Source organism: Paraburkholderia sp. GAS334 (assembly GCF_050436625.1).
GTDB lineage: Bacteria > Pseudomonadota > Gammaproteobacteria > Burkholderiales > Burkholderiaceae > Paraburkholderia.
On record NZ_JBNDMO010000053.1, the window covers coordinates 1 to 24964 of the forward strand.

The window sequence follows — 24964 nt, forward strand, 5'->3', positions numbered from 1 at the left end:
GGACTGCGCGAGTCCGAGCGACTTTTTAATCAGCACTTTGTCATTCCGGAAAGAATAGGGGATTGATTCAACGAACTTCTAACTCACGACACTAGGTCACGGTGCATCAGGTTTTCCCTAATCTTAAGTTTCCGTTCAGTGCCCCGGCGTAAATTAGGTGCGGACTGCAGTCCCGCTCGGCGAAATTTCTAAGCGCCCGTAAATGCTGCGGTGTGTCTACGACTAATAAAAACAGAGAGACCAGATGTCACGTGCAAAAACTGACGGCCGCGCCATGGCGAAGGCTCGCGCATCTTACGTGCTTGAACTGGCGCGAGGGTGCTCATACCGGCGGCATCGAAGGCTCGCTGACAACGTTGCTGAAGAAGTCGCGTACGGTGCGCAAGGCAACCGTTGCGAAACCCACTGGCAGATCCAGCTCGCTAACATCTCGCCGTGCGGTCAATGCGGGCCAGGCGGCGTCCTCGCGCGCGGCGAGGCGGCCTCGTTGAACACGTCGATTACGGGCTGCGAGCAGAGAAGATGCGGCGCGCGGGCCGCCTCAAGCTTCTTCTTCGAACGCTGCCATCACTAGCCACAGGTCGCGCTCGCCGTCGTGAATCTCGGCGGCGAGCGCGTAGGGATCGCTCGGTCCGCAAACGCGCTCGAGCGCCCGGTGCGCGACCTCGCCGTCGTTGAACACACGTCCGGACAGTGGACGCACTTCCTGTTTTCCCTCGCACATCCGCTGGTTCCAGCGATACACGAGTGGCTGCGATTTCCAGTCACGGAAGCATTCTCTGACATGCGTGAAATCGCCGCCACAGATATTCATCTGGTAATGGATTTTTGAGTCCATGATTGCATCTCCGCGATGCAAGCGCACGCGCTTGTTCCCACCGTCGCGAGAACCGAGCGGCATGCATAGATTGCACCGATACAGCCGGAGCAGTATGTCCGCGCCTGTCCACCTCCTCAACCTGCCTATATTGCCGCTCCTGCGTCTGCCTGGTCATGAGGCATTTCAACCCAGACCGCCCTACCGCAAATCGGCGCCGGACCAAGGTCATTGGCTCGCGCCCGATTCCGCGGCGGCTGCGGCGGGCATGCTCGCCTTATCGGCTGCACCCGCTGCGCCGCTACTCGTGTCAGCGGTGCTGCCGGTCGCCGCGTGACCGCCCATCACGCCGCTGCTGCCCAATGCGGCGCCGGCGTTGTCGCTAGAGGAGGGCTTGCAGCCGCCGACGGCCGTCAACAATACGAGCACCATCACCATCAGTAATTGTTTGGCCGTGCTTTTTTGGTTAGCTTTTTCAAGATCTCTCCTTACTCGACGTCTCCGTAGGGTAAATGCGGCATTCAACGCTTGCGACGCAACTGTTGTTGCTGTCACCAGTGATCAAGCAAGGTCGGCGCCTTCCGGGCGTGCGCTCGCGGAAACAGCAACGATGCGGGCGTGGAGAACATTGGCACGCGGCGTGCGTCGTCTTCGTGCATCAGTGTCTTTATGGTGAAAGCGATGCAAGCCACGCCGATATCCAACGAGGTCTCCAGCACACCGGGATCGGAAGACGATCAGGCACCACCGAACGACAGCCACAATCTGCCCGAGTTGCCCGATCCCGCGGAAGTCGGCGAAGACGGTCAGGCAGCGGAGACGCCGACCACGCGCAACGCCGCATCGTCCCTGATGCAGCGCAAGACGTGTTTCTTCTGCATACGCAGGAATGCGTGCCAAAACTGTTCATTAGTTTTACTTATCTATTCATACGAAAAAATTGCAAACCAGCCAGTATCCTTTACGCGCGCCGTACCGCGGCGCGTCGACCTTCCTAGACCGTTGCCCGCGGCTGCACAACCGAAGGAACGCCCGTTGCTGCGACACCCTTACACTCAACCTGTAGAGGAGGAAGATCATGCCGATGCCGATCCAGACACAGACGCAAGGCAACCTGCGCCAGAGCCAAGGCGCACGCATTGCCGGCAAGGGCAGCGCAAGCGCGGACGGTCCCGGGCCGGACGTGATGGCAGCAGCGACCCTCGATGGCAACAAGGTGGTCAGCAGTGACGGCAAAGACATTGGCGAGATCAAGTACATCATGCTCGACATCGGCTCCGGCCGCATCGCGTATGCGGTGTTATCGAGCGGGGGCTTTCTCGGCATTGGCGACAAGTTGCTGGCCATTCCATGGCGCGCGCTGACGCTCGATACGCAACAAAAATGCTTCGTACTGTCGATGACGGCCGAGCACGTGGAAAACGCTCCGGGCTTCGATAAGGATCACTGGCCTTCTATTGCGAATCAGACATGGGCCACCTCCGTGCATCAGTACTACGGCAGCGAGCCGTATTGGGGACGCGATCCGTTCAACCGGCGCGACGATTTGGGCGTCGCCGAGATTCCGGCCGGATCGTCGGATGCGCCGAAGGCCGGCGGCTTGAAACTGTAATCCGGCCGCTGTTGCAGGCTGGTCCGGACAGCTTCAGGTTCGGGGCTTGCTCACCGTGATCTGCCGGCAATCCGTCAACGCGATGTCCGGCGCGTTTCGCTTTGAGCACGCGAAACACACGAAGCACTCCGCCAAGCGACTTCACACGAAGGAGGCAAAACCATGGCCGCCAGCAAACCGAAACATCCAGTCGCGCGCGGCAAGGCGGGACGCCCGCCGCGCCAGCGGCATGCGCGAGCGCATGCGCACGCCAAGGCGAAGACCGTCAAAAACGGCGCCACGAAGAGTGAACAGAAATGGTCGCATCACGTAATGGAAACCAGTGACGCGCTGGATATCGAGCACAACATTTTCAAAACCGGCAGCGCGCAGTCGATTGCGGAGTCGCTCAAACGTTCGTCGACGCAGAGCCGCCGCCGCAAGGGCACGCCGTTCCAGTCCGCGATGTCGATGCTCAACTTCTATATCAACCGCGCGGGCAGAAATCTGCCGAAGACGCGCCGCGATACGTTGCAACAGGCCAAGCGCAAATTACGCGAAGCGTTCGGACGTTCGCCTTGAGGCGCCACCGCGCCCACCATCGGTCCGATAGCGTCCGATGCCATACGCGCAGGCGCGGCCGGGCATCGCGCGGAATGCGCGCCTTTCAACCGGCAACGCGTGCAATGTTCGCGCGCCAGCCTCAAGCGGATGCTCATGCACGAAGAATCACTCTGGTTTCTCATCGTCGGTGCTGTGCTTGTTTTCATAGGCATTGCGGCGACGACTTTGCGTCGGCTGCCCTGTAGCGCTGCGATGTTCTACCTGGCCACCGGTTACGCGCTCGGGTCGCCGGGCATTGGTCTGCTGCGCCTCGATATCGCCGCCGACGCGCACCTTCTTCGCACCATCACCGAAATCGCGCTGCTGGTGTCGCTGTTTGCGATCGGTTTGCGCTTGCGGCTAGGAGTCCTCGAGAAGCTCTGGACCGTGCCGCTGCGGCTCGGCTTCCTCGCCATGCTGGCGACGGTTCCACTACTGACGCTCGTCGGCGTCTTCGTGTTGCATCTCGGCTGGGGCCCGTCTTTGCTGCTCGCGGCGATTCTCGCGCCAACCGATCCGGTGCTGGCTCACGACGTCCAGGTGCACGATCCTGGCGACCACGATCTGCTGCGCTTCGCGCTATCCGGCGAAGGTGGCCTGAACGACGGCATTGCACTACCCTTCGCGATGCTGGGCCTCGCGTTATGCGCAGCGCCTGCTGCCAATGCCGGCGACGTGCTGACCTTCACGCTCGCGGGCAGCATGGTGTGGGGCGTGGCCGGCGCCATCGCGATCGGCGGGCTGCTCGGTTGGGTCACGACGCATGCGGTTGCATGGTTGCGCACGCGCCATGCGCAGGCACTCGGCCTCGAAGGATTTTTCGCGCTCGGCCTGATCGAACTCACGTACGGCGCTGCCCAAGTCGCACATACGTACGGCTTTTTAGCGGTGTTCGCAGCGGGTGTCGCAATGCGCCGCGTCGAGCATCGCGCGAGCGGGGGAATTTCGCCTCGCAAGGCAATCGGCACGGTCGATTCCGAAGACATCGACGCGACCGCAACGAATCCGAGCAAAGCGCATGCGTATATGACGGAATCGGTGCTCGGTTTTACGATCGAACTCGAACGCATCGCCGAAGTCGCGGTGATGGCGATGGTCGGCAACGTGCTCGCCAATCTGCAAGTGCCGCTGTTCACATGGCAAACGGTCGCGCTCACCGTCGTGCTGTTCGTGCTGGTGCGACCGGTGTCGGTGGAATTGTCGCTGCTGGGATCGAACGCGACACATACCCAGCGACGGCTGATGAGCTGGTTCGGGATTCGCGGCATCGGTTCTTTCTACTATCTCACGTACGCGCTCGAGCACGGCGCCACTGCGGACATCGCACCATTGGTGCCGCTCGCATTGGCCGTTGTCGCGACGTCGGTAGTAATACATGGCGTCTCGGCCACGCCCTTGATGAACTGGTATCACCGGCTGCGCGGCAGCGAAGATTAGCCGCGCGAACTCGTACCCGCGAGCCTCGATCTGCTCGATCGTCAATCGACGAGGCCGGCGTCCTGAAGGCTTCAGGTCATACGGCTGGCCACCTGTCACATGCACACGGCATGATTGATGCTGAAACATCAAAGTGCTGGGTAAGGCTTCCCTACTGCCGCTGCTGCAGGTCTTCCCACACGCTGGGCTCTTACCTGGGCAACATGAATGCTGTTTGCTAATGCAGGAGAAAGATCATGCGCAGAAGACAGTTCATTTTGACCACCAGTGCCACGCTCGCGGCAAGCAGCCTCGGGCTCACTGGCTGTACCACCACGTCAGCGTCGAAGGCTTCAGACAATGCCGATAAACGCCAGTCCATCAACGCCGGTGCCGACGCGACGCTCGCGCGTCTTTACACCACCGTCAACGGTTCGCACGAGCTTGTTTCGAAAGCTCGTGGCGTGCTGGTGTTTCCATCCGTCATCCAGGCCGGCTTCTGGATCGGTGGCCAGTACGGAGAAGGCGCGTTGCGCGTTGGCGGCCAGACGGCCGGGTACTACAGCACGGCCGGCGGCTCGTTCGGGCTGCAGATCGGCGGGCAGTCCAAGTCGATCGTCTACCTCTTCATGACGCAGGATGCGCTCGAACGGTTCCGCGACAGCGAGGGCTGGGCAGTCGGTGCCGACGCGACCGTTGCGGTGGTGAAGGTGGGGGCGAACGGCAATATCGATACGTCGACCGCAACCGCGCCGGTGCAGGCGTTCGTGCTAACCAATGCCGGCCTGATGGCCGGCGTGTCGCTCGAAGGCACCAAGATCACGCGGCTTCGGATCTGACGGCAGGCTCGACGCAACGACAGCAGCAGCTCTTTGACTGTTGAACCTTCGATATCTTGACGCGCGGCACCGAACGCGTGACCTGGCGGACCGGGATTGCTGCCGCCTGTGAAGGATGGGTTCTGATGGTCCAGCGGCGGATCGCCGCCCTGCCCGGCACCGCTGTCCAGGACTTGCCGGCAAGTCCGTGCAACGCTGCGTTTATGGCGACACGTATCTGAATTCTGGCAACGCCTTCAGTCGCGACTTGCCTGCCGATCGGCGATGGCAGATTTCGAGCGAACACCTTCAATCGTTCTTTCCCGATCGATCGAGACGCTTTCGCATTGCCGCGATGATGCGCTGCCGGCACTTCGAGTAGCCGGCCCACGGGTCGCTCTTAAGCGCGTCAAGGCGCTCGTGCAGATTGCCGATGGTCCATTGACCAACACGGGTCGTGTGCTCGACTTCATTCCACGCAAGCGGCACCGAAACGCCCAGCCCTGCCCGTGCGCCGAAAACGCCGCGATCGTGCTCGAACCGCGATTGCTGCGCAGATAGTCGACGAAGATCTTGCGCTTGCGATTCTGTGCGCCCATTTTTGCGCTGAAGTGTTCAGGCAGCGTCACTGCCATGTGCTGCGCGATGGCTTGCGAAAATTTCTTCACCTCGTCCCAGCCCGCCTGTTTGATAAGCGGCATCACAACGTGCAACCCCTTGCCCCCGCTCGTCTTTCAAAACGACACGAGGCCGAGTTCCTCGAGAAGCGACCGAGTGAGTTGCGCGGCTTCGATCATCTTGTCCCAACCGAGCGATGCATCCGGATCGAGATCGAACACCACGCGATCGGGCTTTTCGATGTTCGACGCCACCGCGTTCCACGTATGCAGTTCGATCGTGCCCATTTGCGCTGCGCCAATCAGCGCCTGCACCGATTCGATCGTGATCAGCGGCGGATGCCCCGGATCGAGTCCGGGATGCTGCGTGACGTTCGGAATCGACAGCTTCTGGCTGTGCTTCTGAAAAAACAGTTCGCCTCCGATGCCTTCAGGCGCGCGCACCAACGACATCGGACGGTCCTGCAGATGCGGCAGCATCCAGTCGACGACCGATTCGTAGTACTGCACGAGGTCGATCTTGCGGGCCTTGGTACTTTTGTCGATTACGCGCTCGGGATGCGAGATGCGCACGCCGCCGACGCTCGACGGGATTTCATTGGCCCCAGCTTTCGGTTTCTCCTTCGAAGCGTTTTTTTTCGCGGGCTCGGCCGCGGGCGTCGTGGATGACTTCTCCCGTTTTCTCGACGGCGGATCTTGTGTGATTTCAGTGGTTTTCGGTTGCACGTCAGCTCCTTTACGTGGCGCTTCCTTGACGATCTGCTTCGCGGGCTTGTCGCGCCGCAAACTGACGAACGACGCCTGACGGACGATGCGCTCGTCGGTCCATTCCGCGAAATTGCACTCACAGACCAGGTCCGGTTCGACCCAATGGACGGGCGTGCGACTGCGCTCGCGCGGCGCCCTCGCAAACGACATCGTGTTGCTGGCGTGCGCATCGAGTTCTTTCTTCACCGAGCGCAGCAATGCCGCATCGAAACCGGTGCCGACCCGCCCCGCATACTGCAGCTTCCCTTTCTCGTCATGCACGCCGAGCAGCAGCGCGCCAAAGGCAGCGCGGCTGCCGGTCGGTTCCGAGTAACCGCCGATCACGAACTCCTGACGCCGCCGGCACTTCAGCTTGATCCACGCCGCCGAGCGGCCGGACGTATAGAGACTGTCACGCCGCTTGCCGATGATGCCTTCGAGCGCCATATCGCATGCGCTTTTAAGCAGGTCGTCGGCACTGAAGCCGAAGTCGGCGGAGAAACGCAGCGTCGGCTCGTCGATGCCTTCGAGCAGCGCATGCAGAATCGTGCGGCGCTGCACGAGCGGCACACCGCGCAGGTCGTAGCCGTTCAGAAACGGAATGTCGAACAGATAGATGACAATGTGCTGCGGACGATTCGCATCGAACGCGTTTTGCAGCGCCTGAAAACTCGGCACGCCGTCTTTGTCAAGCACGACCGCTTCGCCATCGAGCCAGCCGCTTTCCAGTTCCAATTGCCCAAAAGCTTTGATCTGCTTATTGAATTTCGCCGACCAGTCGTTGCCGGCGCGCGTGAACACGCGCACAGGCCCACCGCCGGATGCGTGATGGTCGATGCGCGTCAGCACCCGGTAGCCGTCGAACTTGATTTCGTACAACCATTCGTCGCCTGTGGGGGCCGCGTCGACCAGCGTCGCCAGTTGCGGCTTGATGGTGGCAGGCAACCTCGCCTTTACCGCGTCTTCTATCGATGGCGACGCAGCCAGTTCGCGTAGCGATTGCGCACTGCGGGTTGCAACGATCTCAGTTTTTGTTGAGTCGGCGGTGCGCGCGCGGTTTGGGGCGGTGGCGTGGGCGATCTTCTTCGTGGACATTTTTGCAGCCGCTTTCGCTTTGGTTGCCGTCTGCTTTCCGCTGCCGTCGAGCACGCTGCCAGGCAGTTTCTTCAGCACGTCGTATTCGCTTTCGTCGCGCGCGGCGTCATCGCTTTCCTTTATCAGCAGCCATTGCTCCTTGTCGCCGCTGCCGCGCATGTGGCTGCGCACGAGCATCCAGCCGCCATGCAGCTTGTCGCCTGACAGTTTGAACTTGAGCTTACCCCCCTATACGATTCGAGCGCGTGCCTGATGCCGCCGTCGGGCTCCCAGGTGCCGCGATCCCAGACGATCACCGAGCCCGCGCCGTAGTTGCCCTTCGGAATCTGCCCTTCGAACGTGCCGTATTCGACCGGATGATCTTCGACATGCACCGCAAGCCGCTTCACCGACGGGTCGAGACTCGGCCCTTTCGGTATGGCCCACGACTTTAGGGTGCCATCGAGCTCAAGCCGGAAATCGTAGTGCAAACGGCGCGTATCGTGTTCCTGGGATCAGGTACGACAGCGCATGCTGCGTGCCGCGTGACGAGGTCTTTTTCACCGCGCTGCCCTTAACCTTATCCTTATTCTTGCGCGCAACACGGCCCGATGGCTCGGGGGTCTCGTCAAAGCGCCGCTTGCGATGGTAGAGGTCGAGTCGATCGGTCATGGTAGGTTTGCGCGTGTCATTGGCGGATCATCGGTTTGGCGGACCTATGCGCTCACGCAGCGCGGCGCTTGCGGGCCGGCGCGGTTTTCGCACGACCGCTGCCCGCAGGCGCGCGTTTCGTGCGCGGTTTGCGGGGGGGCGTAGGCGCGTCGTCGCTTTCTTCTTCGGCTTCGTCGGTGTCGTCAGCCCCTCGCGCGGCCCGCTTGCGCGCGCCCGGCTCACCCTTGCCGCGCCCGAGGCTGCGCCTGAGCAGATCCGATAAATCGAGAATATCCGCAGACTTACGCGACTCGCGCGGCGTTTCGACATCGGCGATTTCTTCTGTCTTGCCCGCGCGGATCTTGCGCTTGACGAGCGCCATGATGTCGTCGCGGAACGTGTCCTGATACTCGGACGGATCCCACATGCTGCTCATGTCGTCGATCAGCTTCTTCGCCATGTCCAGCTCGCGCGCGGTGACGCCGGCCTTCTTCGCGTCTTCGGGCGGCAGTTTCAGCTCCTCGAAGTCGCGCACTTCGGCGGCCCAGCGCAGCGTGTTCAGCGCGAGCACGGAGCCGACCGGAATCAGCGCAGCCAGATGCTGCTTGTTATGCAGCACGACATTCGCCACGCCAATCTTGCCGGAGGCTTTCATCGCTTCGCGCAGCAGCGCGTAGACCTTCTCGCCCTTGCGGTCAGGCGCGAGGTAATACGGCGTATCGAGATACAGGAACGAGATGTCGGGCGCGTCGACGAACGCGAGAATATCGACCGTCTGCGTCGATTCCGGATTGGCCGAACGAATCTCGTCATCGGACAAAACGACGTACTTCTCCTTCTCATACTCGAAACCACGCACGATGTTCTCGCGTGTGACTTCCTTGCCGGTGCGCTTGTTGATCTGACGATAGCCGATCGGATCGATGGACCGCTTGTCGAGCAGATTGAAGCCGACTTTCTCCGACTGCGTCGCCGGATACAACTGCACCGGCACATGGACGAGGCCGAAGCTGATTGCCCCCTTCCAGATCATGTGTGCCATCGTGCGCTCCCAAAGCGCTAAGGAGACTCTTGGAGAAGCAGCAAGCGTGCCACGGGTTCCCGTGCGCCCGCAGGGCCCCGGCTACCGTGAACGGGCGCGGGCGGCTTGTTCGGACGCTTGCGGTGCAGACGCGGCGACTTGTAACTCTTGCGTCCCGTCAGCAAAAGATACGGCACGGCCGGGACGTACCAACGCCGCAATAAACGTGTCGTCTTCGAAACCAACCTCAGCGCAAAATCCGGCAGCGCGATCGCAATAAAACACCATGAGCTCTGCCAACCCTTCTGGCCGTCCGCCAGCTTTCCTGTAGTCCGAGATCGCCTTCTTCGCATTCGAGACCGCAGCGGCCTGATCCCTGAAAACGTCAGGGCATATCCATCTGCCAATGGTGCGTTTGTAGGAGACCGCGTCAAAGCGGGGGCTCTATGCCGCAAGATGGTGAGCCTGATTGTTGGCCGCGAGCGCCGGATACCATCGTTCGAAGCATGAGCGCAACTGCTCATTCAGAACAGCCGTCCTCAGTTGCAGAAGGCCATGCGCATGAGCCGGTCTCCATGCCATCTGCTGCCGCTTCACAAAACGCCTGCTGACCACCTGGTTGACCGCCGACTCGACGAAGCTCGACGTGATCGGCTCGTCGTGGCGGCAGCGGTCCCCGTAGTTCACGATAAAATTCTGGTTGTTCTCGAGGTAGCCGATGAACTCCTCAAGCCTGTCGAGCAGCCTGGCCTCCTCGGAACTGCAATTCGCGCCGAGCTCCCAACTCAGGCTTTCAAGCCGGCTTAGTGCCGGGTAAGGACAGCCGTGCCAGAGGTGCCATTTGGCCCGATGCTGCGTATTGATCAGCGCGTCGGCGCAAGGCCTGTCGTCGCATTCCGGTAGCCCCTTGATCATCTGTTCGAGATTCTGTACCCGCATGGCGACGTGAAGCCAGTCGAGCACACTCTCGCCACAATCGCCAAAATCGATCTGGGCACGGCGCACCGTGTCGCCGCCATCGGAGAGGAAAGTGACTGGTCGATCGCGCGCGACGCCTTCCCGCGCAAGAAAAGCCAGCATACGATCGGCCGGGTTGTCCTCGAGCTTGTGAACGTACGCGAAGCTGTGTCCCCGACGGTCATCTCGCAGTGATTTACCCACAATGACTTCGAACCAGCCGTCAAGGTGGCTTCTGTGCCCGGCGAGCCGGATGTAGCCGCCGTCGATGCCGACGGCGCGCACTGAACTGCATTGAGGAATGTCGCACCGGCCGGCACTGGGATCGATGTGTCGCCGTTGCTCAACCGCAATCGCGTCCGTGTTCTCGAGGCGGTGGCTCAGTGTGGCGACATGGCGCCGGATCGTGGTGGCCGCCAGCACATGCCCGAGCGGTAACACCTCCTCCAGTACCCGGACGGTCAGCCCGTACGACATCAGCGCGGCAAATTTCGCCTGGAGATACTCCAGCTCGGAACTCGTCCGGTCGCACAGGCAACTGGCCAGCGGACTGACGGACCGCCGCCCCGGTCCGGAACACCGGCATTGGTACAACCGCGGGCTGTCAATCGATAGTCGGCCAAACACCGAGCGGTAGACCAGCCGATGGTGGCCCTTGCGGGCCAGCCGGGAGCCGCAGTTCGGGCACACGCTCAGCCGCGCGATCGCTTCAGCTGCCTAGGCGTCGATCATCGAACGCTGCAGTCGTCCCAGCAGCGCCTTCGCCTCGTCAAGGTGCAAGCCGAGCGACCCGGCATCGAAGCCTTCCCGTTCAAAGTGCGCAATCTCCGTGACGCTCGCCTGCTCGTCGATTTCCGTCTGAACCACAATCTGCACGCTGATCTGCATGGCAGCCTCCACCCCGGCACATCGCCTGGGCAGTCAGCTTACCGCGCAAAATTGTGTAGCCGCTCGTTCGCTGCCGGGCGGTCGAAACACCGATCCAGCCAGACGAGCCATTCGTCGACCTCGGCGCGCAGATCATCCACCTCCATGCAGTTGTCGCGTAGCGCCTCAATCCACTCAAGAAAGTCGTGCTCGCCATGAGTTTCCAGGGCCTTCATAAACCGCTCAGGACCTCCGGCGTGTTCTGGAGGGCACCGTCCGGCGCCCGCAATACAGCGCGGTAGCGTTTTCGACCGCAGGCTGTGCGTTCGCCGCTCGAGACGTACATCACGTAACCACCACGCGGTGAAGTCGTACACGTAGGCAAAGCGCTCATGTTCGTGCAAACCGAACGCTGCCAGTGACAGGGTGTCTGGACCGTCAAAGAACTGCAGCGTGCCGTCGCGATGCCCGCCGTAACGCCAGCCGCGAATGACGAATTGGTGCAGATGTTCGTCGTTCCAGCCCATGGCGAGCTGCATCACATGATGCAGTTGCGCGATCGTAATCTGCTCGGGAACCAGCTGGCGCCGCCAGACCGGCGGGCTGACGCCCCGCAGACTGATTCGCAACTGGAGCATGGAAGTGGTTTGGGAAGAGTCGCCGAGCATCGACCCACTATAGATGCTCCCCTGAGCCATATTCACAGGTCAGACTTCAGCCCCCGCTTTGGCGCGGTCTCTGGGCAAGCCGCTGTCCTCGCTCACACACGAGGACCTGCAGGCATTCCGCGAATTCCTGAAAGACCCGCAGCCGCGTTCGCGCTGGGTCGCCGACGGCGGGCGCAAGTACCCGCGCCATGACCCGCACTGGCGTCCGTTCTACAAAACGCTCCGGCCGAGCAGCCAGTACCAGGCCGTGGTGATCATCAACGCCCTGTTCGCGTGGCTGGTCGAAGCCGGCTATCTGGCGGGCAACCCGTTGTCGCTGTCGCGCCAGCGCGCGCGCCGCTCAAAGCCACGCATCACACGCTATCTCGAGCGCGAGCTGTGGCAGGAAGTGAAGCTGTATATCGACAGCCTGCCGAAGGACACTCCGTGCGAGCGGGAGCGCTACCTTCGTGCACGGTGGCTGTTCACGCTGTTCTATCTCGGCGGCCTGCGCATCTCCGAGGGCGGCGGCAACATGATGGGCTGCTTCTTCTCCCGACGCGATGCCGATGGTCACGAGCGCTGGTGGCTTGAAGTGCTGGGCAAGGGCGACAAGGAGGGGCTGGTACCCGCCTCCGCGGAAATGATGGTGGAGCTTGGGCGTTACCGGCGCGAGCGCGGCCTGTCCGCCCTGCCCGCCCGGCATGAGGACACGCCGCTCGTGCTGCCGCTGGGCAAATCCATGAAGCCGCTGACCCGCGCCGCGCTGCACACGATCGTCAAGGGCATCTTTGCCGGCGCGGCCGGACGGCTCCGGCTGCGCGGCGACGGGTTCGCGGGCCAGGCGGATCTGCTCGAACAGGCATCCGCACACTGGCTGCGCCACACTGCCGGGTCGCACATGGCCGACGGCGGCGCCGATCTGCGTACCGTACGCGACAATCTTCGTCACGCATCACTGACGAGCACGAACCCCTACCTGCACACGCCCGACGAAGAGCGCCACCGGGAGACTGAGGAAAAGCATCGAATCAACTGGTAGGTTTCGCCCGACTGTTCAGTGGCGGGTCGCAGTGATCGGGAAACCTCTGCTCCTTCCGACAGCCCGCATCCCCGATCGTTGGCGCGCATACGCAATATGCATCTGTCAATTCCCCCGGCTAATGAACGCTCGCGGCCGGCGCATCGGGAGTTGGGCCGTACTGGATTCGAACCAGTGACCAACGGATTAAAAGTCCGCTGCTCTACCTGCTGAGCTAACGACCCAGGCTACGCCCATTCATTCACCTCGCTAGCGCCACGTCGCCGTCCAACGCTAGCCAATATCGATCGTGCGGCTCTCGGATCGCGGCGGCTCCTGTTTCGGCACGGTCAACGTAAGCACACCCTTGTCAAACTTTGCGAGAGCGTGGTCGGGGTCGGCGTTTTCCGGCATCGGGATCGTGCGCGTGAAGGCCCCATACGCACGTTCAAGTCGATAGCAGCCGTCTTCCTCACTGTGCACATCCTGCTTTTTCTCGCCGCGCAACACCAGCGCCCCATCCTCGACGCTGACGTTCAGATCCTCCCGCTCCATGCCTGGCAACTCGACAGTCACGCGCAGTATCTTCCCCTCGTCGACCACGTCGATGCGCGGCTGGAAACGCGATGAGCTGAAGTCGCCAAACCATCGTTCCAGCGCCCCGCGGGCCGCAAACGGATCGTGAAAGAAATCCTCCATCGCACGCCACGGATCGCGGGAGAAAAGTCGCGGAATGTCGGGCCACCCGACACGCCACAGTTCGCTGGCCGGCGGACTTTGCGGACTGTCCGCATCGGGCTTACGCCCTGCACCGCGGAGAAATTTGAAAGGGTTCCACTTTTTCGGGTCGGTGTTCATCTCATGCTCCTCGATGGTCTGGCAGGAGAACCGGAATTCCGTGATTGCGCCCTCACTGCAACGTTTCTGCTGACGTCTATGGACTGCGCCTCCGAGCGGCCGCCGTCGCCCGGCGTCAGCGCCCGCGGATACATGGTTTGCAGTCAGCCTGACGGTGTGCGGCGGGCGGGGGATCGCGCTGTGCCTCAGCAGCCGCCAGCTACTGCTCGGCGTAACGCGGCAGAGGCCACCCGGCCAGCGGCTCGGCATCGCGCCTGATCCTGACCAGCGCGATAGATCCATCTGGGACGACCAGGCCGCCTGCGAACCGCCGTACCGTCACGGCCCACGTGAAGATCCTGTATCCGCGCCACCAATCATCATGACGATCTGCATCCGCGCCTCGACCAACCGGGCGGTGGCGACCTGGCGGCCGCCGCCGGTTTGTCTCCTGTCGTCGTCGCTGGTCTTCCGGGCTCAGTTCGTTCGCACCTCGATCCGTCGCGGCCGTGCTTCGTCGCGACGCGGAATCGTCAGCTTCAGCACGCCGTCCTGCAGGTTCGCGTCGATCTTCGATGTGTCAAAGTCCGGGCTCAGCGAGAACGCGCGCGCGAAATGCGGTTCACGGATCTCGGCATGCTGCAGCCGCAGACCGGCGGGTGTGGGCACGACCGCTTCGGCCTCGATATAGAGGTTGCCATCGTGCACCTTCACGTCGAGTTTGTCCTTTGTGACGCCTGGAAGGTCCGCCCACAGCGTAATGCCCTGGCTGTCCTCGAATACGTCGACGGCCGGTGTAAGCGTCATCCGTCGTGCCGGCTGGTCGCCCTCGCGTCGTGCCACTGCTTTCTGGTCGCGTTCAGCAACCTGTGTCCTGTCGTTCATGGCCTGCTCCTCGAATAACTGGCATTACTGCACGGTGATGGCCCGCGGCTTCGATGCTTCGCGCTTGCCGACGGTGATCGACAGGCAGCCGTTGGTGTAGCGGGCCTGCACCCTGTCGGGGTCGGCGTTCTGCGGCAGTTCGATCACGCGGCGGAACGCACCGGTGAAGCGCTCCTGCGCGTAGGTGCGGATATCGTCGCGGGTTGGGTCGCAGCGGGTGTCGCCACTGGCCTCCGGCCGCGCTGGCTTGCGCTCGCCAGCAATCGTCAGCAGCCCCTTGTCGATCGACACGTCGAGTTCAGCGGGATTTACGCCCGGCGCGAACGCGACGATCTCGATCGAGTCGTCAGTCGCACCGATGTTGACCTGCGGGAAGACGCCCAGGCGCCCGGAGCGGATGCTGGACGGAAAGCCGCCGAACAGGCTCGCCATCTCGCGCTGCAGACGGTCGAATTCGCTGAACAGGTCGGTTCCAGAAAAGAGATCACTCATCATATCCTCCTTCGATGCAGCGAGGAGGCGAACGGGCCTACGCGCTCCAGTCCGCCTGCCAGGCCGCTGGCAAACAAATCGAAACACGCAGCGCACCGGATGTAACCGGCGCATCTGCCTGAGCGAAATCAAAGATAGGACCTACGGTGAAAATTTCAAGGGGCGGTGGTGAAATTCCGGTCTTGAAAATCGCCTGCCAAATCCTATTATCGCGGTGCGTTGCAACGGAACCGGAGGACACCATGGAATTCGATTCGGACTGGCTCACGCTTGGCAGACACCGCGTCCGGCTGCGCTCGACCAGAGGCTTTCCGACGGAATTGATGCGTAGCGTGGCGGAGGTCGTGCAACTCGCGATCGACAACAACATGAGCGCCCGCGCGCGGCTGGTCGAGATCGTCTTCCAGCACGAACAAACCTACGATATCGCTGTCGGCACGACACTGACCGAAGACCGCGTTTGTGCGCCGCAACTGGAAGCGGCGATTGCGGTTGTGCTCGGCCTGCTGCCGGATCAGGTGAACATCATCGTGACGACAGTAAGTCAGGAGGAAGTCGACCTGCACTTCGGCGTGTATGAGCGCATGCTGGCCGAGAAACTGGGCGTGGTGCCGCCAATCCAATGACCGCCGGGTGGCCGACGCTGTTTCTCGGCCAGCCGCCCCGGGGCAGGTCACAGGGCACACCCGAGCGAGCGCCCGTCGGGCTCTCGTATGGTCCATCGATGCATGAGAGCGGGAAGGCTGGCTATGGGTGTGCTGTGAACCGCGTCTGAACCGGACCAGCCAGCCTTCGGGACGCCCGGGGCGGTTCACAAGCCAGATGGGAGCAGCATCATGAAAAAACGCGCGCAGGCAATGCTCGGGGCGGCCGTGCTGGCTGCAGGCTCAGCAGCTACTGTCGTGGCTGCTGAGCCACCCCTGAAAACGTTGCCGTTGCAACAGGACATCTGGATCACTGGCACGATCCAGCGGGGCAGCGGACAAGACGTGCCGGGCGACTATACGTCACTCCGGCTGGACCGTCCGTCAACCTCTCCCTGCAACGACAGGGTCGTGACCGACATCGTGCTCGGCAAGGCTGGCGTACCGGACCCTTTGCTTCTGCTGCCTTATCTGGGGCAGCGGGTCGCCGTCAGGGGGCGCGTCATCTGTCCGGATTCCGGCATCCGTTTTACGCCGACGCCGGACTTCGTGTTTCCGATCTACTGACGGCAGGCGCGGCACAGCCGGACCGGTAACGGTGCGGGGCGATGGAATTCCCGTCCGGTCAGCCGACGACGGCCTGACGTAATGCCGGCGATCCTGCTGTCTGGACGAGCGCTGTATAGATGTTCATGTAATGCTGTGCCATGGCCCTGGCGGTGAAGCGGTGCACGAAGGCCGCACGGATTTCCGTTCGGGACAGCATGTCGAGGCGTGTCACGGCATCGACCGCTCCTGTCACATCATCGACGATATAGCCTGTCACACCGTGTGAAATCACTTCCGGTACCGAGCCGCGATTGAACGCAATGACAGGCGTGCCGCATGCCATTGCCTCAATCATCACCAGGCCAAACGGCTCCGACCAGTCGATCGGGAACAGCAGCGCGCGGGCGCCTGAGAGGAATCCGGATTTCTGCGCGTCATCGATCTCGCCGACGAATTCGACATGCGGCTGCGACAGCAGCGGCTGGATCACGCCCCGGAAGTACGCTTCGTCGGCCCTGTCCACCTTCGCCGCAATCTTCAGCGGCAGACCGGCGCGGGCGGCGATATCGATGGCCAGGTCGACACGTTTTTCAGCACAGATCCGGCCGAGGAAAGCCAGGTAGGCCGGTTGTGTCGACAACTGCGGGGTCAGCAGCTTCTCCGGCAGACCGTGATAGACGGTGTCGAGCCAGTTCGCGTGCGGCAACGGCACCCGCTGCGAATCTGAAATCGACACGACGGGCGCCTGCGGGAACATATCGAACACCGGCTGCAGCTCCGGCAGATCGAGACGCCCGTGCAGCGTGGTCACGAACGGCACGACGAGCTGCGAAAACGTCGGGAACGGCAAATAGCTCAGATGGAAATGCAGGACGTCAAACGTATGGGCGACGCGCCGCACCTTCTCGAGCAGCAACAGGTGCGGGGCAAACGTATCGGAGATTCCAGGATCGAGCCGCAGGGCGTGCGGCCAGGCGGCTTCGAGATGCGCGCCTGTCCGTGAGTCACCGCTTGCGAACAGGGTGACGTCGTGCCCCAGCCCGACCAGTGCCTCGGTGAGGTACGACACCACGCGTTCCGTGCCGCCGTAGAGCTTCGGCGGCACCGCTTCATGCAACGGCGCAATCTGCGCGATACGCATCTGGCAACTCCGTTCAGGTATTTCGCGCAGACCGTGCGCGTATAAGGACGCGACAGGGTACGACGCAACCCTGCCGGCGGAGGTATCGGGAGCACGGTCGTCCGAACCCTGCGTCATGCACCGCGATACTGCCCGGCAGTCCCGCTTCCGCACGCGACAGGAGAAACGGAAACGGGCCAGCGAAACCGTACGTTGGCCCGCGCATCGACAGATCAGAACGCCGTCCTGAGCGCGGTCCTGACCTGTCTGAGGACCCTCTTTTCAGACGGGCTTCCGGGGCGAATCCTTGACGGCTTCCTTGACATCGCCCGCCTTCTTCCGTGCTTCGCCCGCCGCCTGCTGGACATCGCCCTTAACTTCCTGTTTCGTATTGCCCGTTGCGTGTCCAACCGCCTCATTCACCTTGCCCTTGACCTTCTCCGCCGTCCCCTTGACCTGATCCTTGTTCATGGCCGACCTCCAGTGCAAAACTGATCCATGGATGGGTTACCGCCCCTACCGGGCTGGCTCAACAATTTGCGCAAACGGCGTGCCTGGCCGCGCCGTTGCCGCTGCGCCATGTCGCCGTCTCCGTCCCCGCCGGACCGATAAAGTGAGTGCATTGGGGAGTACGAAATTACATTGCGTGATACAACCGACGCGCTCCGCGCATGACGACTGTCGGCTCGCCGCAATGAGGCGCAAACTGAGAGTGGCAGGAGCGCGTGCAGTGAGCAGCATGGCTTTCGCCGCGAATGGCACGATCGCGCCTGGCGGCCCCATTCGCTCCTTCGTTGACTGACACGTAGCGAGGTCGATACGAAGTTCGCGATCGTTACGTGCGCGCTGATGCTCGCCACCGCTTTTGTCACTGACACCTTGCGGGCCCAGGGGACGGTGCAATCGATCAACACACGACCCGGGGCGATGTCGTTCAGCTGACGTCCGGATACAGGGCCTCCAGGGTCATCGGCTCGACCGTCTACAACGAGCGCACGGACTCGATCGGAACGATCGACGATCTGGTCGTGAGCCCCAAAGATCGCGTGACCTACGCCATTCTGTCCGTCGGTGGTATTCCCGGTCCCGATACCCATCAGGTCGCGGTGCCATTTGACAGTCTGCACGTCGTCGATAAACAGATGCGTTTGCCGGGCACCCTCCGGGACTCGCTGAAAGCATTGCCCGAATTCAGATACGCGTCGCCTGGACCGCCAGGGCCCAGCGTGTCAGATCCTGAGCCGCGTGACCTTGGTGCCTTCCAGCGACACGCCGGCCATCAGGCCCGCATTGGTCAGCACGAAGGCCTGTATCGGGGCAGTCGCGGTTGACGTATCGATATTGCCGTTCGCCCCGACCTTCACCACGGCGACCGTCGCGTCGGCGCCGACGGCCCAGCCATCGCTGTTGCGGAAGCGGTCGAGCGCATCCTGCGTCATGAACAGGAAAATGATCGCCTTGGACTGCGCGCCGATCTGCAGACCGAACGAGCCGCCCGCCGTGCTGTAGTAGCCGGCCGTCTGGCCACCCACGCGCAGCGCGCCTTCGCCGTACTGCCCGCCGATCCAGAAACCGGCCTGGATGACCGACGGGAACACCAGCACACCGCGCGCTTTCGCGACGAGTTCGCGCGAACCGCTGGCAGCGGTGTACAGTCGCGCGAGCGTTGTATCGACACCGGCATTGATGGACCGGCGCTTATCGGCATTTTCCGACGTGTCCGATCCGGATTTCGGGGGCGTAGTCGTGCAGCCAGCCAGACCGTAGCCGCCCGTTGCGAGCGCCGCGCTCGCGGTCAAAATGAACTGTCTCCTGAGCATCATTGTTCTCCCGAGATATCAACGATCAACGCGAAGTGCGAGCTTCGAGGTTCGAGCAGGCACCTTCGCGTACTGCGTCAGTCCGTCGTGAAATTGACCCTGCGCGCGTGGCGAACTATCCGTGCCCCGTGCACAACCTTCCTACTGTAGTGAGAAAAAGCTGCATGGGCACCGGCTTCTGCAGGCAGGCATTCCAGGCATTACCCTCATTCACTGGAAGCGGAGCCGACGCATGGACGAGAATCGGAACACGTGCCAGGTCCGGCTGCGCTCGCATCCGGCGACACAGTTCGGCCCCGCCCATCAGGGGCATCATCCAGTCTGTGATGACCAGGTCAGGCACATGCTCTTTTACACATGCAAGCGCCTCGGCCCCGTTACTGGCGCACCGCATGCCATACCGCGAGGAGGTCAGGCTCATCATCCACGAGCAGGATTGAATACATCTGAACCCACCTTCGGTTTATGATTCTGGTACTCCTGGTAGCGGGGAAGCAAAACGTGTTCCCAGCACGGGATTCAGGGATAATGGGCGCGTCCCGTCCGGGTGTTTTTTGGGTTGGTTTTCCCCGTTCAGATTGTTCCGGCCATCGCATCCCTATACGGGTTCGGGGACGTTGCCTGCGCGTTGGTGTAGCGGGAAGTACCTTCCGGTGCTACGAAACATTATTCTGCGAACATCAAACATGACCGACACGCCAGCAGGGCCGCTTCGCAGTTTTGCCGCGTTCCTGCGTCAGGAGCGGACCTGCCTGACCGAAAAATGGATGAAAGCGGTGTTCGGCGACGCTGGCCTCGGCGAGGCCGACAGGCTGACGTACGACCAGCTCGCCGATCATCTGCCGGAAATCCTCGACGGGATCTGCGCTGCGCTCGACGCGCAGGATCTCGAACAGGCGGAGCCGGCGATCGAACGCGACGCCCGCATGCATGGAAAGGTCCGCTGGAAACAGGGCTATCGCATCGATGAACTGGTTCACGAACTGGATCTGTTCCGCCAGGTGCTGGCAGATGCGGCAGAGACGTTCGCGGAATCGGATGACGCGTTCACGAGGCGTCACGAAGGGCGTGCCCGCCGGCTGATCGATGAAGCGTTCGGCTTCGTCACCGTCACGTCCATCCGGGAAGTGGTCACGGAACGCGACCGTAAAATCGATGAATACACCGGCAGTCTGGAGCGGGCGAACCACGAACTGACGCTGAAGCAGCGGCTGGTGAGCGACCTTTACGAATCGCGCATGCAGATTACCCGCAGTCTGGTGCACGACCTGCGCAACTTCCTGAACGCATTCTCCATCGCGCTGCAGCTGATTTCGCGCGCGCCCTCGAAAGCGGAAGCCGGACTGGCGCTGGCCACCCGGCAGGCCGCGGACATGAAACAGCTGGTGGACGAGATGGTCGAGTACTCGGTGGTGCTTGGCGACCGCGCGCCGCTTGCAGTCGAACCGTTCGATCTGCGCGAACTCTTCGACGAACTGGTCACCGCCTGCCGGCCGGCGATCGAAGCAAAAGGGTTGCGTCTGTCTACCCGCTTCGACGCGGGCGTGACAACGGTGCTGTCGAACCGCATCAAGGTCAAGCAGGTGGCGCTGAACCTGCTGTCGAACGCGACCAAGTACACGAAAGCCGGTCAGATCGAACTGGCGATGGGCGGCCACGGAGAAGGCGGCTGGTATCTGCGTGTCACCGACACCGGTGTGGGCATTGCGCCGCCGGACAGGGACCGCGTATTCGACGAATTTGAACGGGCCGCAGGCGCCGATATACCGGGCGTCGGCCTCGGGCTTGCTATCGTCAGGGAGCTTTGTCGGGTTCTTGAAGGCAGGGTCCGCTTCGAGACCCGCGAAGGTCATGGCACGACGTTTGAAATCCGCTTCCCCGTGCAGATCCATCAGGCCAGCAATCCGGATGCGTAGCCCTTGGCTGGTTGTCATCGCCAGGCGGGATGCCCGCACGCAACCCCTGTGCGTAAATATTCGACAGAGGCAATTGCACGGCACAGGCGAAGAAATCATCGAGTCCACTATAGAACCGGTTGCTCCGTGTTGTGCGCGGTTCAGCCGCACCGGCATTGCTGGTCGACGCAGGCGCACGTCATACACACCAGATCATTCCTGAAAAGCGCCGCACCATAAACCGGTCACGTGCCTGAGGCACGTGACGCGGGCGTCATCTTCTTTTAACAATGCGAACAAACCGTTCCACGAGGCAACCGGGGTTCTGGTGCAAATAGGAAAGCAGGTTGAGAAGTTGCCTATAGGAAGGGTAACTTATCGAGTGGACAGGACCGTATTCCATACGGCGGGCGCAGTAGCCTCCTTGAGGCCGAGCTCCGTGAGGTCGAACTGGCCCTTGCGAATGCGATGTGTCAATTCGATACCTGAAATTGTGGTCGCGGCGCTCCTGAACCGCTTGAATCCAAGCATTACGTACGTTCTGGACTTGATGTGGCGATGGTCCTGTTCGATCACGTTGTTCAGATATTTTGAGGACCGGACCTTCGTGTCTTCAGGCACCAAACCATCGGCCTTCATCTCGCGCACCGCGCGGTGCGAGGCCGCGTAGCCATCGAGCGTGATGGTCTCAGGCGACTGGCCCTGATGCCTGATAGCCTTGCTGAAAAAGGCTTTGGCCGCAACCACGTCGCGCCTCGCCCTGAGCATGAAGTCCACCGTCTGGCCAGCCCGATCCACCGCCCGGTACAGGTAGACCCACCTGCCGCGAATCTTCAGATAGGTCTCGTCGACACGCCACGAGCGACCCGCAGGCGTAGCAAAACGGTTCCAGCGTTTGACGAATTCGGGCGTATAACGCCTCACCCCACCATCATAAATTCGTTGCGGAGGGCACACTGACCTCCCCTAACCCAACGCGGACTAACTAATCTCAATAATAGTGTCGTAAGTCTCAGTAATGGTGGCGCGAATCTCACTATTACTGTCGTCCAAAGGTCGGGGCTGAATGCGTTGCACCTAGTCAACAGACGATACGCGGCGTCATAAAAAGTTCTTATCTCCCATGGCACACCGTGGTGTCAGCCAAGCGGTAAAAGCCTTCGGTAAAATCCGGTGCTGCTGGCGATCGCGCAATTCAGTGTTGCTCCAAATTTGCGCGGACTGCAAAGATAGACTCGCTCGGCGGTGCCGTGTTGAACGGTGCGTTGATCAACGGTATCGGCGCGCGTCGGCAACGAACACGCAAGTTGCGGGGACCGCAGGCATCCGCACCCGCTTCTAACTCTCGGCCCTGACAAGACGCGGCCCTCCCGCCGCGCTTCCTCAGGATCTTTCATGATCGAAAACGCACATGATCCAAAAAAAATTAGTCCTCCTGTCGAGTCTAGTTGCAATGCTATCTGCATGCGGTGGCAACGGCTCGTCGACGCCCGCCGCGACACCGGCGGCTATACCTGTCCCCGCTTCGGTGAACGCCGCTCAGTCGGGCTACAAGATTTCGGTTTTTGCCAAGGCGCCCGGCACGCTTCTGCCCGACGATCTCGTCCAGCACGGCAGCAACATCTTCGCCATTGCGCAGGACAACAATAACAATCCGGACGGAACAACCGTAGCCGGTACGTCGCCACAGAGCCAGGTGATCGAATACGACCTGAACGGCAATGTCGTCAAGACGTTCAACATACCGGGGCACCCGGACGGCATCATGGAGTTCGATTCGCACACGGTGTGGGTCAGCACCAATGAAGACGCCAACCCGCTTCTGATCGTGATCGATACCACGGCCAATACCCAGACAACGCTCGCGCCCGACGTTACGCCGGCACATGGTGGCGGACTCGATGACATGAAGAAGCTCAATGGGGTGGTGTATGTGTCCGCATCGCATCCCACATTGGGAGCCGCTACTGTAACGGCGCCTAAAGGCGTGAGTTCGGTGCCGTCGGCTTACACTGTCACCCTGAATCCGGACAATAAGACGTTTCATCTGACGCCCGCTCTGATGGGCAACGCGACGGCGACGAACATTGCGACGAACACGCAAGTCACGCTTAACATGACCGATCCTGATTCGATGGCGATCGACCCGGTCGGCAACGTGGTGGTCGATAGTCAGGCTGACGCTGAACTCGTGTTCCTGAGGAACCCAGGTGCGAGTCAGTCGGTGAGCGTGTTGCCGCTTACGTTGTCCGGCAACGCTGCACCGGTGGATGACACGCGTTGGGCGCCTTCAGGCAATTCGTTCATGTTGCTGTCGGACAATAAAACTCAGTTGATCTATCGCATCGATGCAAGCGCTGGCTTTACGGCCGCAACGGCGTACGCCTCCGGCCAAGGCACGCTTTTGCAGCTCAACACTTCGACGGGGGCAATGACACCGGTCTATACCGGGATGGGTTCCCCGCACGGAATGATCTTTGTAGGCCAGTAGCCGGCCCGCATCTGTCCATTCGGCGCACGCCATGCAGTGCGCTGGATGGGCGGCCGACTCGGACCTCGTGTCGTCTCAGATGACACGCTCGAGGCGAGCGCCGCGCTTGGGCACGCTTGGGCCATTGCGTGAAGCAATCGGGTATGGAATTCAAGAAACGCGACCGTCTGCTCCAGGTGGACTCAGGTCTCGCTCGTAAGCGCCCCTTCACCGAGCGCGGGACAAGACGGCTTGCGAACGTCCGCAACGGCCGACGACGCGACCTCCATCCCCGGGATTTCAATGGCTGCTTTCAGGGTGCAACCGAGGCCTGAATGTCCCAACCCCGTTGCCAGCGAAGGTCGCTTTTTGGCCGGCAGTACGCGTTCACACAAACCGCCAGAAAGCTGCCCTTGAGAATTCTGACGTCCTCGCGGTGGCACGTTCATCGAACTGGTGCTATCGGCCATCTGCAGCCGTTAGCTTGAATGCTCGCATGGACACTCGAACGGTTGGTCTACTCCGGCAGGGGACCTTCGCCGGGCAACCATGCTCGTCGCGTCATCGGCCAAAGGAGCCGTTCGAGGCCCCTCAGTTCGCGTTGGGCGCGAATGTCGGCTTACGAGAAAGTCGGCTGGTCGAAGTCGCTCCCTCAAGCTGAACGTCCTTTTCGGTGTGGGCGTGTTTTTAGCGGTCATCACGCTGCTGTTCGGCCACCGCTGATGGGCAGGCCCGCGCCCATGATGAAGGGCGGACCATGAAATCGCCGTTGCAACGGGTTCGGGCCTTAGGATGACGATGGACGGTCTATTGAGGCTGTGCGCAACCAGAGCCGCCAACCTCAGCGACATCCAATCCCGCAGGTCACATCCGTGGCTCGGCGCCGGTCCGTACCTTCTCCTCGATGCGTCGCCCGACGTCGGCGTCGACGTTCTTCCAGTAATCGAACGCCTGCTCCAGCACCGGGCTGCGCACGCCCGCCAGCAGGGCGCCCGCGACAGTCTCGATGAGCCGCTCACGTTGCGCATCATCGAACACGTCGCGAACCAGATCGCCCGCCTGGCCGAAGTCGTCGTCGGCGCCATGCAGCGCGTAGGCGCTGCGCACCATGTCGCCGTCCGTTTCCCAGCCGTCATCGGCCGGGCCCGTCGCGTCGGCCCACGGACGACCCACCTATTCGGCGCATACACGGGTGCATTGCCGCTGTGCTCGTAGGTCATCTGGCCGTCGAACATGTACGTCTGCACGGGCACCTTCGGCTTGTTCACCGGCAATTGATCAGGTTGCGCGTCAAACCTCGCCCTTCAGGGCTCAGGATTACCCACAAGTCTGTAGGTGACGGTGTGTGTTTTCGCTTGTAAACGGGTGGAGTCAATGTTAACTTCGGCCCATCCTGTTTGCAGCG

At 61.7% G+C, this 24964-nt stretch carries 23 protein-coding genes, 1 tRNA gene and 3 pseudogenes; 10 read left to right on the forward strand and 17 right to left on the reverse strand.

Features of this window, described 5'->3' with window-relative positions; all coding sequences use genetic code 11:
* Positions 1–541 precede the first annotated feature (541 nt).
* The 3 genes from P3T21_RS36610 to P3T21_RS36620 form a co-directional block, all read right to left on the reverse strand.
* Positions 542–838, reverse strand: a complete 297-nt coding sequence (locus tag P3T21_RS36610) for a hypothetical protein (RefSeq protein ID WP_429260747.1) — start codon at positions 836–838, stop codon at positions 542–544.
* A gap of 207 nt (positions 839–1045) precedes the next feature.
* The gene (locus P3T21_RS36615; RefSeq protein ID WP_429260748.1) at positions 1046–1255 is read right to left on the reverse strand and encodes a hypothetical protein; all 210 of its coding nucleotides are present in this window, start codon (positions 1253–1255) and stop codon (positions 1046–1048) included.
* Positions 1256–1368: 113 nt separating this feature from the next.
* Entirely contained in the window at positions 1369–1521 is a 153-nt protein-coding gene (locus tag P3T21_RS36620; RefSeq protein WP_429260749.1) for a hypothetical protein, read from the reverse strand.
* A gap of 380 nt (positions 1522–1901) precedes the next feature.
* Between P3T21_RS36620 and P3T21_RS36625 the strand changes: the two genes are divergently transcribed.
* The 4 genes from P3T21_RS36625 to P3T21_RS36640 all read left to right on the forward strand — a co-directional run bounded on the left by P3T21_RS36625 (position 1902) and on the right by P3T21_RS36640 (position 5266).
* Positions 1902–2429, forward strand: coding sequence for a PRC-barrel domain-containing protein (locus P3T21_RS36625; RefSeq protein WP_429260764.1), 528 nt, complete (start codon positions 1902–1904; stop codon positions 2427–2429).
* A gap of 162 nt (positions 2430–2591) precedes the next feature.
* Positions 2592–2990, forward strand: coding sequence for a DUF3175 domain-containing protein (locus P3T21_RS36630; RefSeq protein WP_171927239.1), 399 nt, complete (start codon positions 2592–2594; stop codon positions 2988–2990).
* A 135-nt stretch (positions 2991–3125) separates the two neighbouring features.
* Positions 3126–4448, forward strand: a complete 1323-nt coding sequence (locus P3T21_RS36635; RefSeq protein ID WP_429260750.1) for a cation:proton antiporter — start codon at positions 3126–3128, stop codon at positions 4446–4448.
* 236 nt (positions 4449–4684) lie between these two features.
* Positions 4685–5266, forward strand: a complete 582-nt coding sequence (locus P3T21_RS36640; protein ID WP_429260751.1) for a BPSL1445 family SYLF domain-containing lipoprotein — start codon at positions 4685–4687, stop codon at positions 5264–5266.
* Between the two features lie 288 nt (positions 5267–5554).
* Here P3T21_RS36640 and ligD read toward each other — a convergent pair.
* The 4 genes and pseudogenes from ligD to P3T21_RS36660 form a co-directional block, all read right to left on the reverse strand.
* A pseudogene (gene ligD / locus P3T21_RS36645) lies at positions 5555–8355 on the reverse strand (DNA ligase D).
* 52 nt (positions 8356–8407) lie between these two features.
* Positions 8408–9376 (reverse strand): Ku protein, encoded by a 969-nt coding sequence (locus P3T21_RS36650; protein ID WP_429260752.1) that lies wholly within the window; start codon positions 9374–9376, stop codon positions 8408–8410.
* A 423-nt stretch (positions 9377–9799) separates the two neighbouring features.
* Positions 9800–11200: pseudogene (locus P3T21_RS36655) on the reverse strand (ISKra4 family transposase).
* A gap of 38 nt (positions 11201–11238) precedes the next feature.
* Positions 11239–11877 (reverse strand): plasmid pRiA4b ORF-3 family protein, encoded by a 639-nt coding sequence (locus tag P3T21_RS36660; protein ID WP_429260765.1) that lies wholly within the window; start codon positions 11875–11877, stop codon positions 11239–11241.
* Positions 11878–11905: 28 nt separating this feature from the next.
* Here P3T21_RS36660 and P3T21_RS36665 point away from each other — a divergent pair, with 28 nt between their 5' ends.
* Positions 11906–12868: a tyrosine-type recombinase/integrase gene (locus tag P3T21_RS36665; protein WP_429260753.1), complete on the forward strand. Its 963-nt coding sequence runs from the start codon at positions 11906–11908 to the stop codon at positions 12866–12868.
* A gap of 151 nt (positions 12869–13019) precedes the next feature.
* Here the strand turns inward: P3T21_RS36665 and P3T21_RS36670 are convergent.
* The 4 genes from P3T21_RS36670 to P3T21_RS36685 all read right to left on the reverse strand — a co-directional run bounded on the left by P3T21_RS36670 (position 13020) and on the right by P3T21_RS36685 (position 15061).
* Positions 13020–13092, reverse strand: a tRNA-Lys gene (locus tag P3T21_RS36670).
* Between the two features lie 49 nt (positions 13093–13141).
* Positions 13142–13705: an Hsp20/alpha crystallin family protein gene (locus tag P3T21_RS36675; RefSeq protein ID WP_429260766.1), complete on the reverse strand. Its 564-nt coding sequence runs from the start codon at positions 13703–13705 to the stop codon at positions 13142–13144.
* A 456-nt stretch (positions 13706–14161) separates the two neighbouring features.
* A complete protein-coding gene (locus P3T21_RS36680) occupies positions 14162–14569 on the reverse strand; it encodes an Hsp20/alpha crystallin family protein (protein ID WP_429260754.1) in 408 nt (135 codons plus the stop codon).
* A 24-nt stretch (positions 14570–14593) separates the two neighbouring features.
* Positions 14594–15061, reverse strand: a complete 468-nt coding sequence (locus P3T21_RS36685) for an Hsp20/alpha crystallin family protein (protein ID WP_429260755.1) — start codon at positions 15059–15061, stop codon at positions 14594–14596.
* Positions 15062–15303: 242 nt separating this feature from the next.
* On the opposite strand from P3T21_RS36685, the gene P3T21_RS36690 reads away from it, so the two are divergent.
* Positions 15304–15687 carry a hypothetical protein gene (locus tag P3T21_RS36690; RefSeq protein ID WP_429260767.1) on the forward strand — a complete coding sequence of 128 codons (384 nt, stop codon included), beginning with the start codon at positions 15304–15306 and terminating at the stop codon, positions 15685–15687.
* Between the two features lie 210 nt (positions 15688–15897).
* Entirely contained in the window at positions 15898–16272 is a 375-nt protein-coding gene (locus P3T21_RS36695) for a hypothetical protein (RefSeq protein WP_429260756.1), read from the forward strand.
* A gap of 58 nt (positions 16273–16330) precedes the next feature.
* On the opposite strand, the gene P3T21_RS36700 is transcribed toward P3T21_RS36695, so the two are convergent.
* Positions 16331–17395 (reverse strand): glycosyltransferase family 4 protein, encoded by a 1065-nt coding sequence (locus P3T21_RS36700; protein ID WP_429260757.1) that lies wholly within the window; start codon positions 17393–17395, stop codon positions 16331–16333.
* 261 nt (positions 17396–17656) lie between these two features.
* Positions 17657–17845 carry a CsbD family protein gene (locus P3T21_RS36705; RefSeq protein ID WP_429260758.1) on the reverse strand — a complete coding sequence of 63 codons (189 nt, stop codon included), beginning with the start codon at positions 17843–17845 and terminating at the stop codon, positions 17657–17659.
* Between the two features lie 533 nt (positions 17846–18378).
* Here P3T21_RS36705 and P3T21_RS36710 point away from each other — a divergent pair.
* A complete protein-coding gene (locus P3T21_RS36710) occupies positions 18379–18705 on the forward strand; it encodes a PRC-barrel domain-containing protein (RefSeq protein WP_429260768.1) in 327 nt (108 codons plus the stop codon).
* Here P3T21_RS36710 and P3T21_RS36715 read toward each other — a convergent pair.
* Together P3T21_RS36715 and P3T21_RS36720 are read right to left on the reverse strand one after the other, a co-directional pair.
* Complete coding sequence (locus P3T21_RS36715) at positions 18604–19194, reverse strand: BPSL1445 family SYLF domain-containing lipoprotein (RefSeq protein ID WP_429260759.1); 591 nt, start codon at positions 19192–19194, stop codon at positions 18604–18606. The two genes, P3T21_RS36710 and P3T21_RS36715, sit on opposite strands and share 102 nt — an antisense overlap.
* A 115-nt stretch (positions 19195–19309) precedes the next feature.
* The gene (locus P3T21_RS36720; protein WP_429260760.1) at positions 19310–19618 is read right to left on the reverse strand and encodes a response regulator; all 309 of its coding nucleotides are present in this window, start codon (positions 19616–19618) and stop codon (positions 19310–19312) included.
* Between the two features lie 262 nt (positions 19619–19880).
* Between P3T21_RS36720 and P3T21_RS36725 the strand changes: the two genes are divergently transcribed.
* Positions 19881–21110 (forward strand): sensor histidine kinase, encoded by a 1230-nt coding sequence (locus P3T21_RS36725; RefSeq protein WP_429260761.1) that lies wholly within the window; start codon positions 19881–19883, stop codon positions 21108–21110.
* A 354-nt stretch (positions 21111–21464) separates the two neighbouring features.
* Here P3T21_RS36725 and P3T21_RS36730 read toward each other — a convergent pair.
* A pseudogene (locus P3T21_RS36730) lies at positions 21465–22013 on the reverse strand (IS6 family transposase); the annotation flags it as partial.
* A 529-nt stretch (positions 22014–22542) separates the two neighbouring features.
* Between P3T21_RS36730 and P3T21_RS36735 the strand changes: the two are divergent.
* A complete protein-coding gene (locus tag P3T21_RS36735; RefSeq protein ID WP_429260762.1) occupies positions 22543–23580 on the forward strand; it encodes a hypothetical protein in 1038 nt (345 codons plus the stop codon).
* Between the two features lie 843 nt (positions 23581–24423).
* Here the strand turns inward: P3T21_RS36735 and P3T21_RS36740 are convergent.
* A complete protein-coding gene (locus tag P3T21_RS36740) occupies positions 24424–24732 on the reverse strand; it encodes a catalase-related domain-containing protein (RefSeq protein ID WP_429260763.1) in 309 nt (102 codons plus the stop codon).
* Between the last annotated feature and the right edge of the window lie 232 nt (positions 24733–24964).

Coding starts and splice junctions, on each gene's coding strand:
- P3T21_RS36635 (WP_429260750.1), top strand. CDS start 3,126: ATGCACGAAGAATCACTCTGGTTTCTCATCGTCGGTGCTGTGCTTGTT.
- P3T21_RS36735 (WP_429260762.1), top strand. CDS start 22,543: ATGCTATCTGCATGCGGTGGCAACGGCTCGTCGACGCCCGCCGCGACA.
- P3T21_RS36685 (WP_429260755.1), bottom strand. CDS start 15,061: ATGAGTGATCTCTTTTCTGGAACCGACCTGTTCAGCGAATTCGACCGT.
- P3T21_RS36700 (WP_429260757.1), bottom strand. CDS start 17,395: ATGCGTATCGCGCAGATTGCGCCGTTGCATGAAGCGGTGCCGCCGAAG.
- P3T21_RS36610 (WP_429260747.1), bottom strand. CDS start 838: ATGGACTCAAAAATCCATTACCAGATGAATATCTGTGGCGGCGATTTC.
- P3T21_RS36680 (WP_429260754.1), bottom strand. CDS start 14,569: ATGAACGACAGGACACAGGTTGCTGAACGCGACCAGAAAGCAGTGGCA.
- P3T21_RS36690 (WP_429260767.1), top strand. CDS start 15,304: ATGGAATTCGATTCGGACTGGCTCACGCTTGGCAGACACCGCGTCCGG.
- P3T21_RS36725 (WP_429260761.1), top strand. CDS start 19,881: ATGACCGACACGCCAGCAGGGCCGCTTCGCAGTTTTGCCGCGTTCCTG.
- P3T21_RS36675 (WP_429260766.1), bottom strand. CDS start 13,705: ATGAACACCGACCCGAAAAAGTGGAACCCTTTCAAATTTCTCCGCGGT.
- P3T21_RS36650 (WP_429260752.1), bottom strand. CDS start 9,376: ATGGCACACATGATCTGGAAGGGGGCAATCAGCTTCGGCCTCGTCCAT.
- P3T21_RS36720 (WP_429260760.1), bottom strand. CDS start 19,618: ATGATGAGCCTGACCTCCTCGCGGTATGGCATGCGGTGCGCCAGTAAC.
- P3T21_RS36630 (WP_171927239.1), top strand. CDS start 2,592: ATGGCCGCCAGCAAACCGAAACATCCAGTCGCGCGCGGCAAGGCGGGA.
- P3T21_RS36715 (WP_429260759.1), bottom strand. CDS start 19,194: ATGCTCAGGAGACAGTTCATTTTGACCGCGAGCGCGGCGCTCGCAACG.
- P3T21_RS36695 (WP_429260756.1), top strand. CDS start 15,898: ATGAAAAAACGCGCGCAGGCAATGCTCGGGGCGGCCGTGCTGGCTGCA.
- P3T21_RS36660 (WP_429260765.1), bottom strand. CDS start 11,877: ATGGCTCAGGGGAGCATCTATAGTGGGTCGATGCTCGGCGACTCTTCC.
- P3T21_RS36615 (WP_429260748.1), bottom strand. CDS start 1,255: ATGGTGATGGTGCTCGTATTGTTGACGGCCGTCGGCGGCTGCAAGCCC.
- P3T21_RS36640 (WP_429260751.1), top strand. CDS start 4,685: ATGCGCAGAAGACAGTTCATTTTGACCACCAGTGCCACGCTCGCGGCA.
- P3T21_RS36705 (WP_429260758.1), bottom strand. CDS start 17,845: ATGAACAAGGATCAGGTCAAGGGGACGGCGGAGAAGGTCAAGGGCAAG.
- P3T21_RS36625 (WP_429260764.1), top strand. CDS start 1,902: ATGCCGATCCAGACACAGACGCAAGGCAACCTGCGCCAGAGCCAAGGC.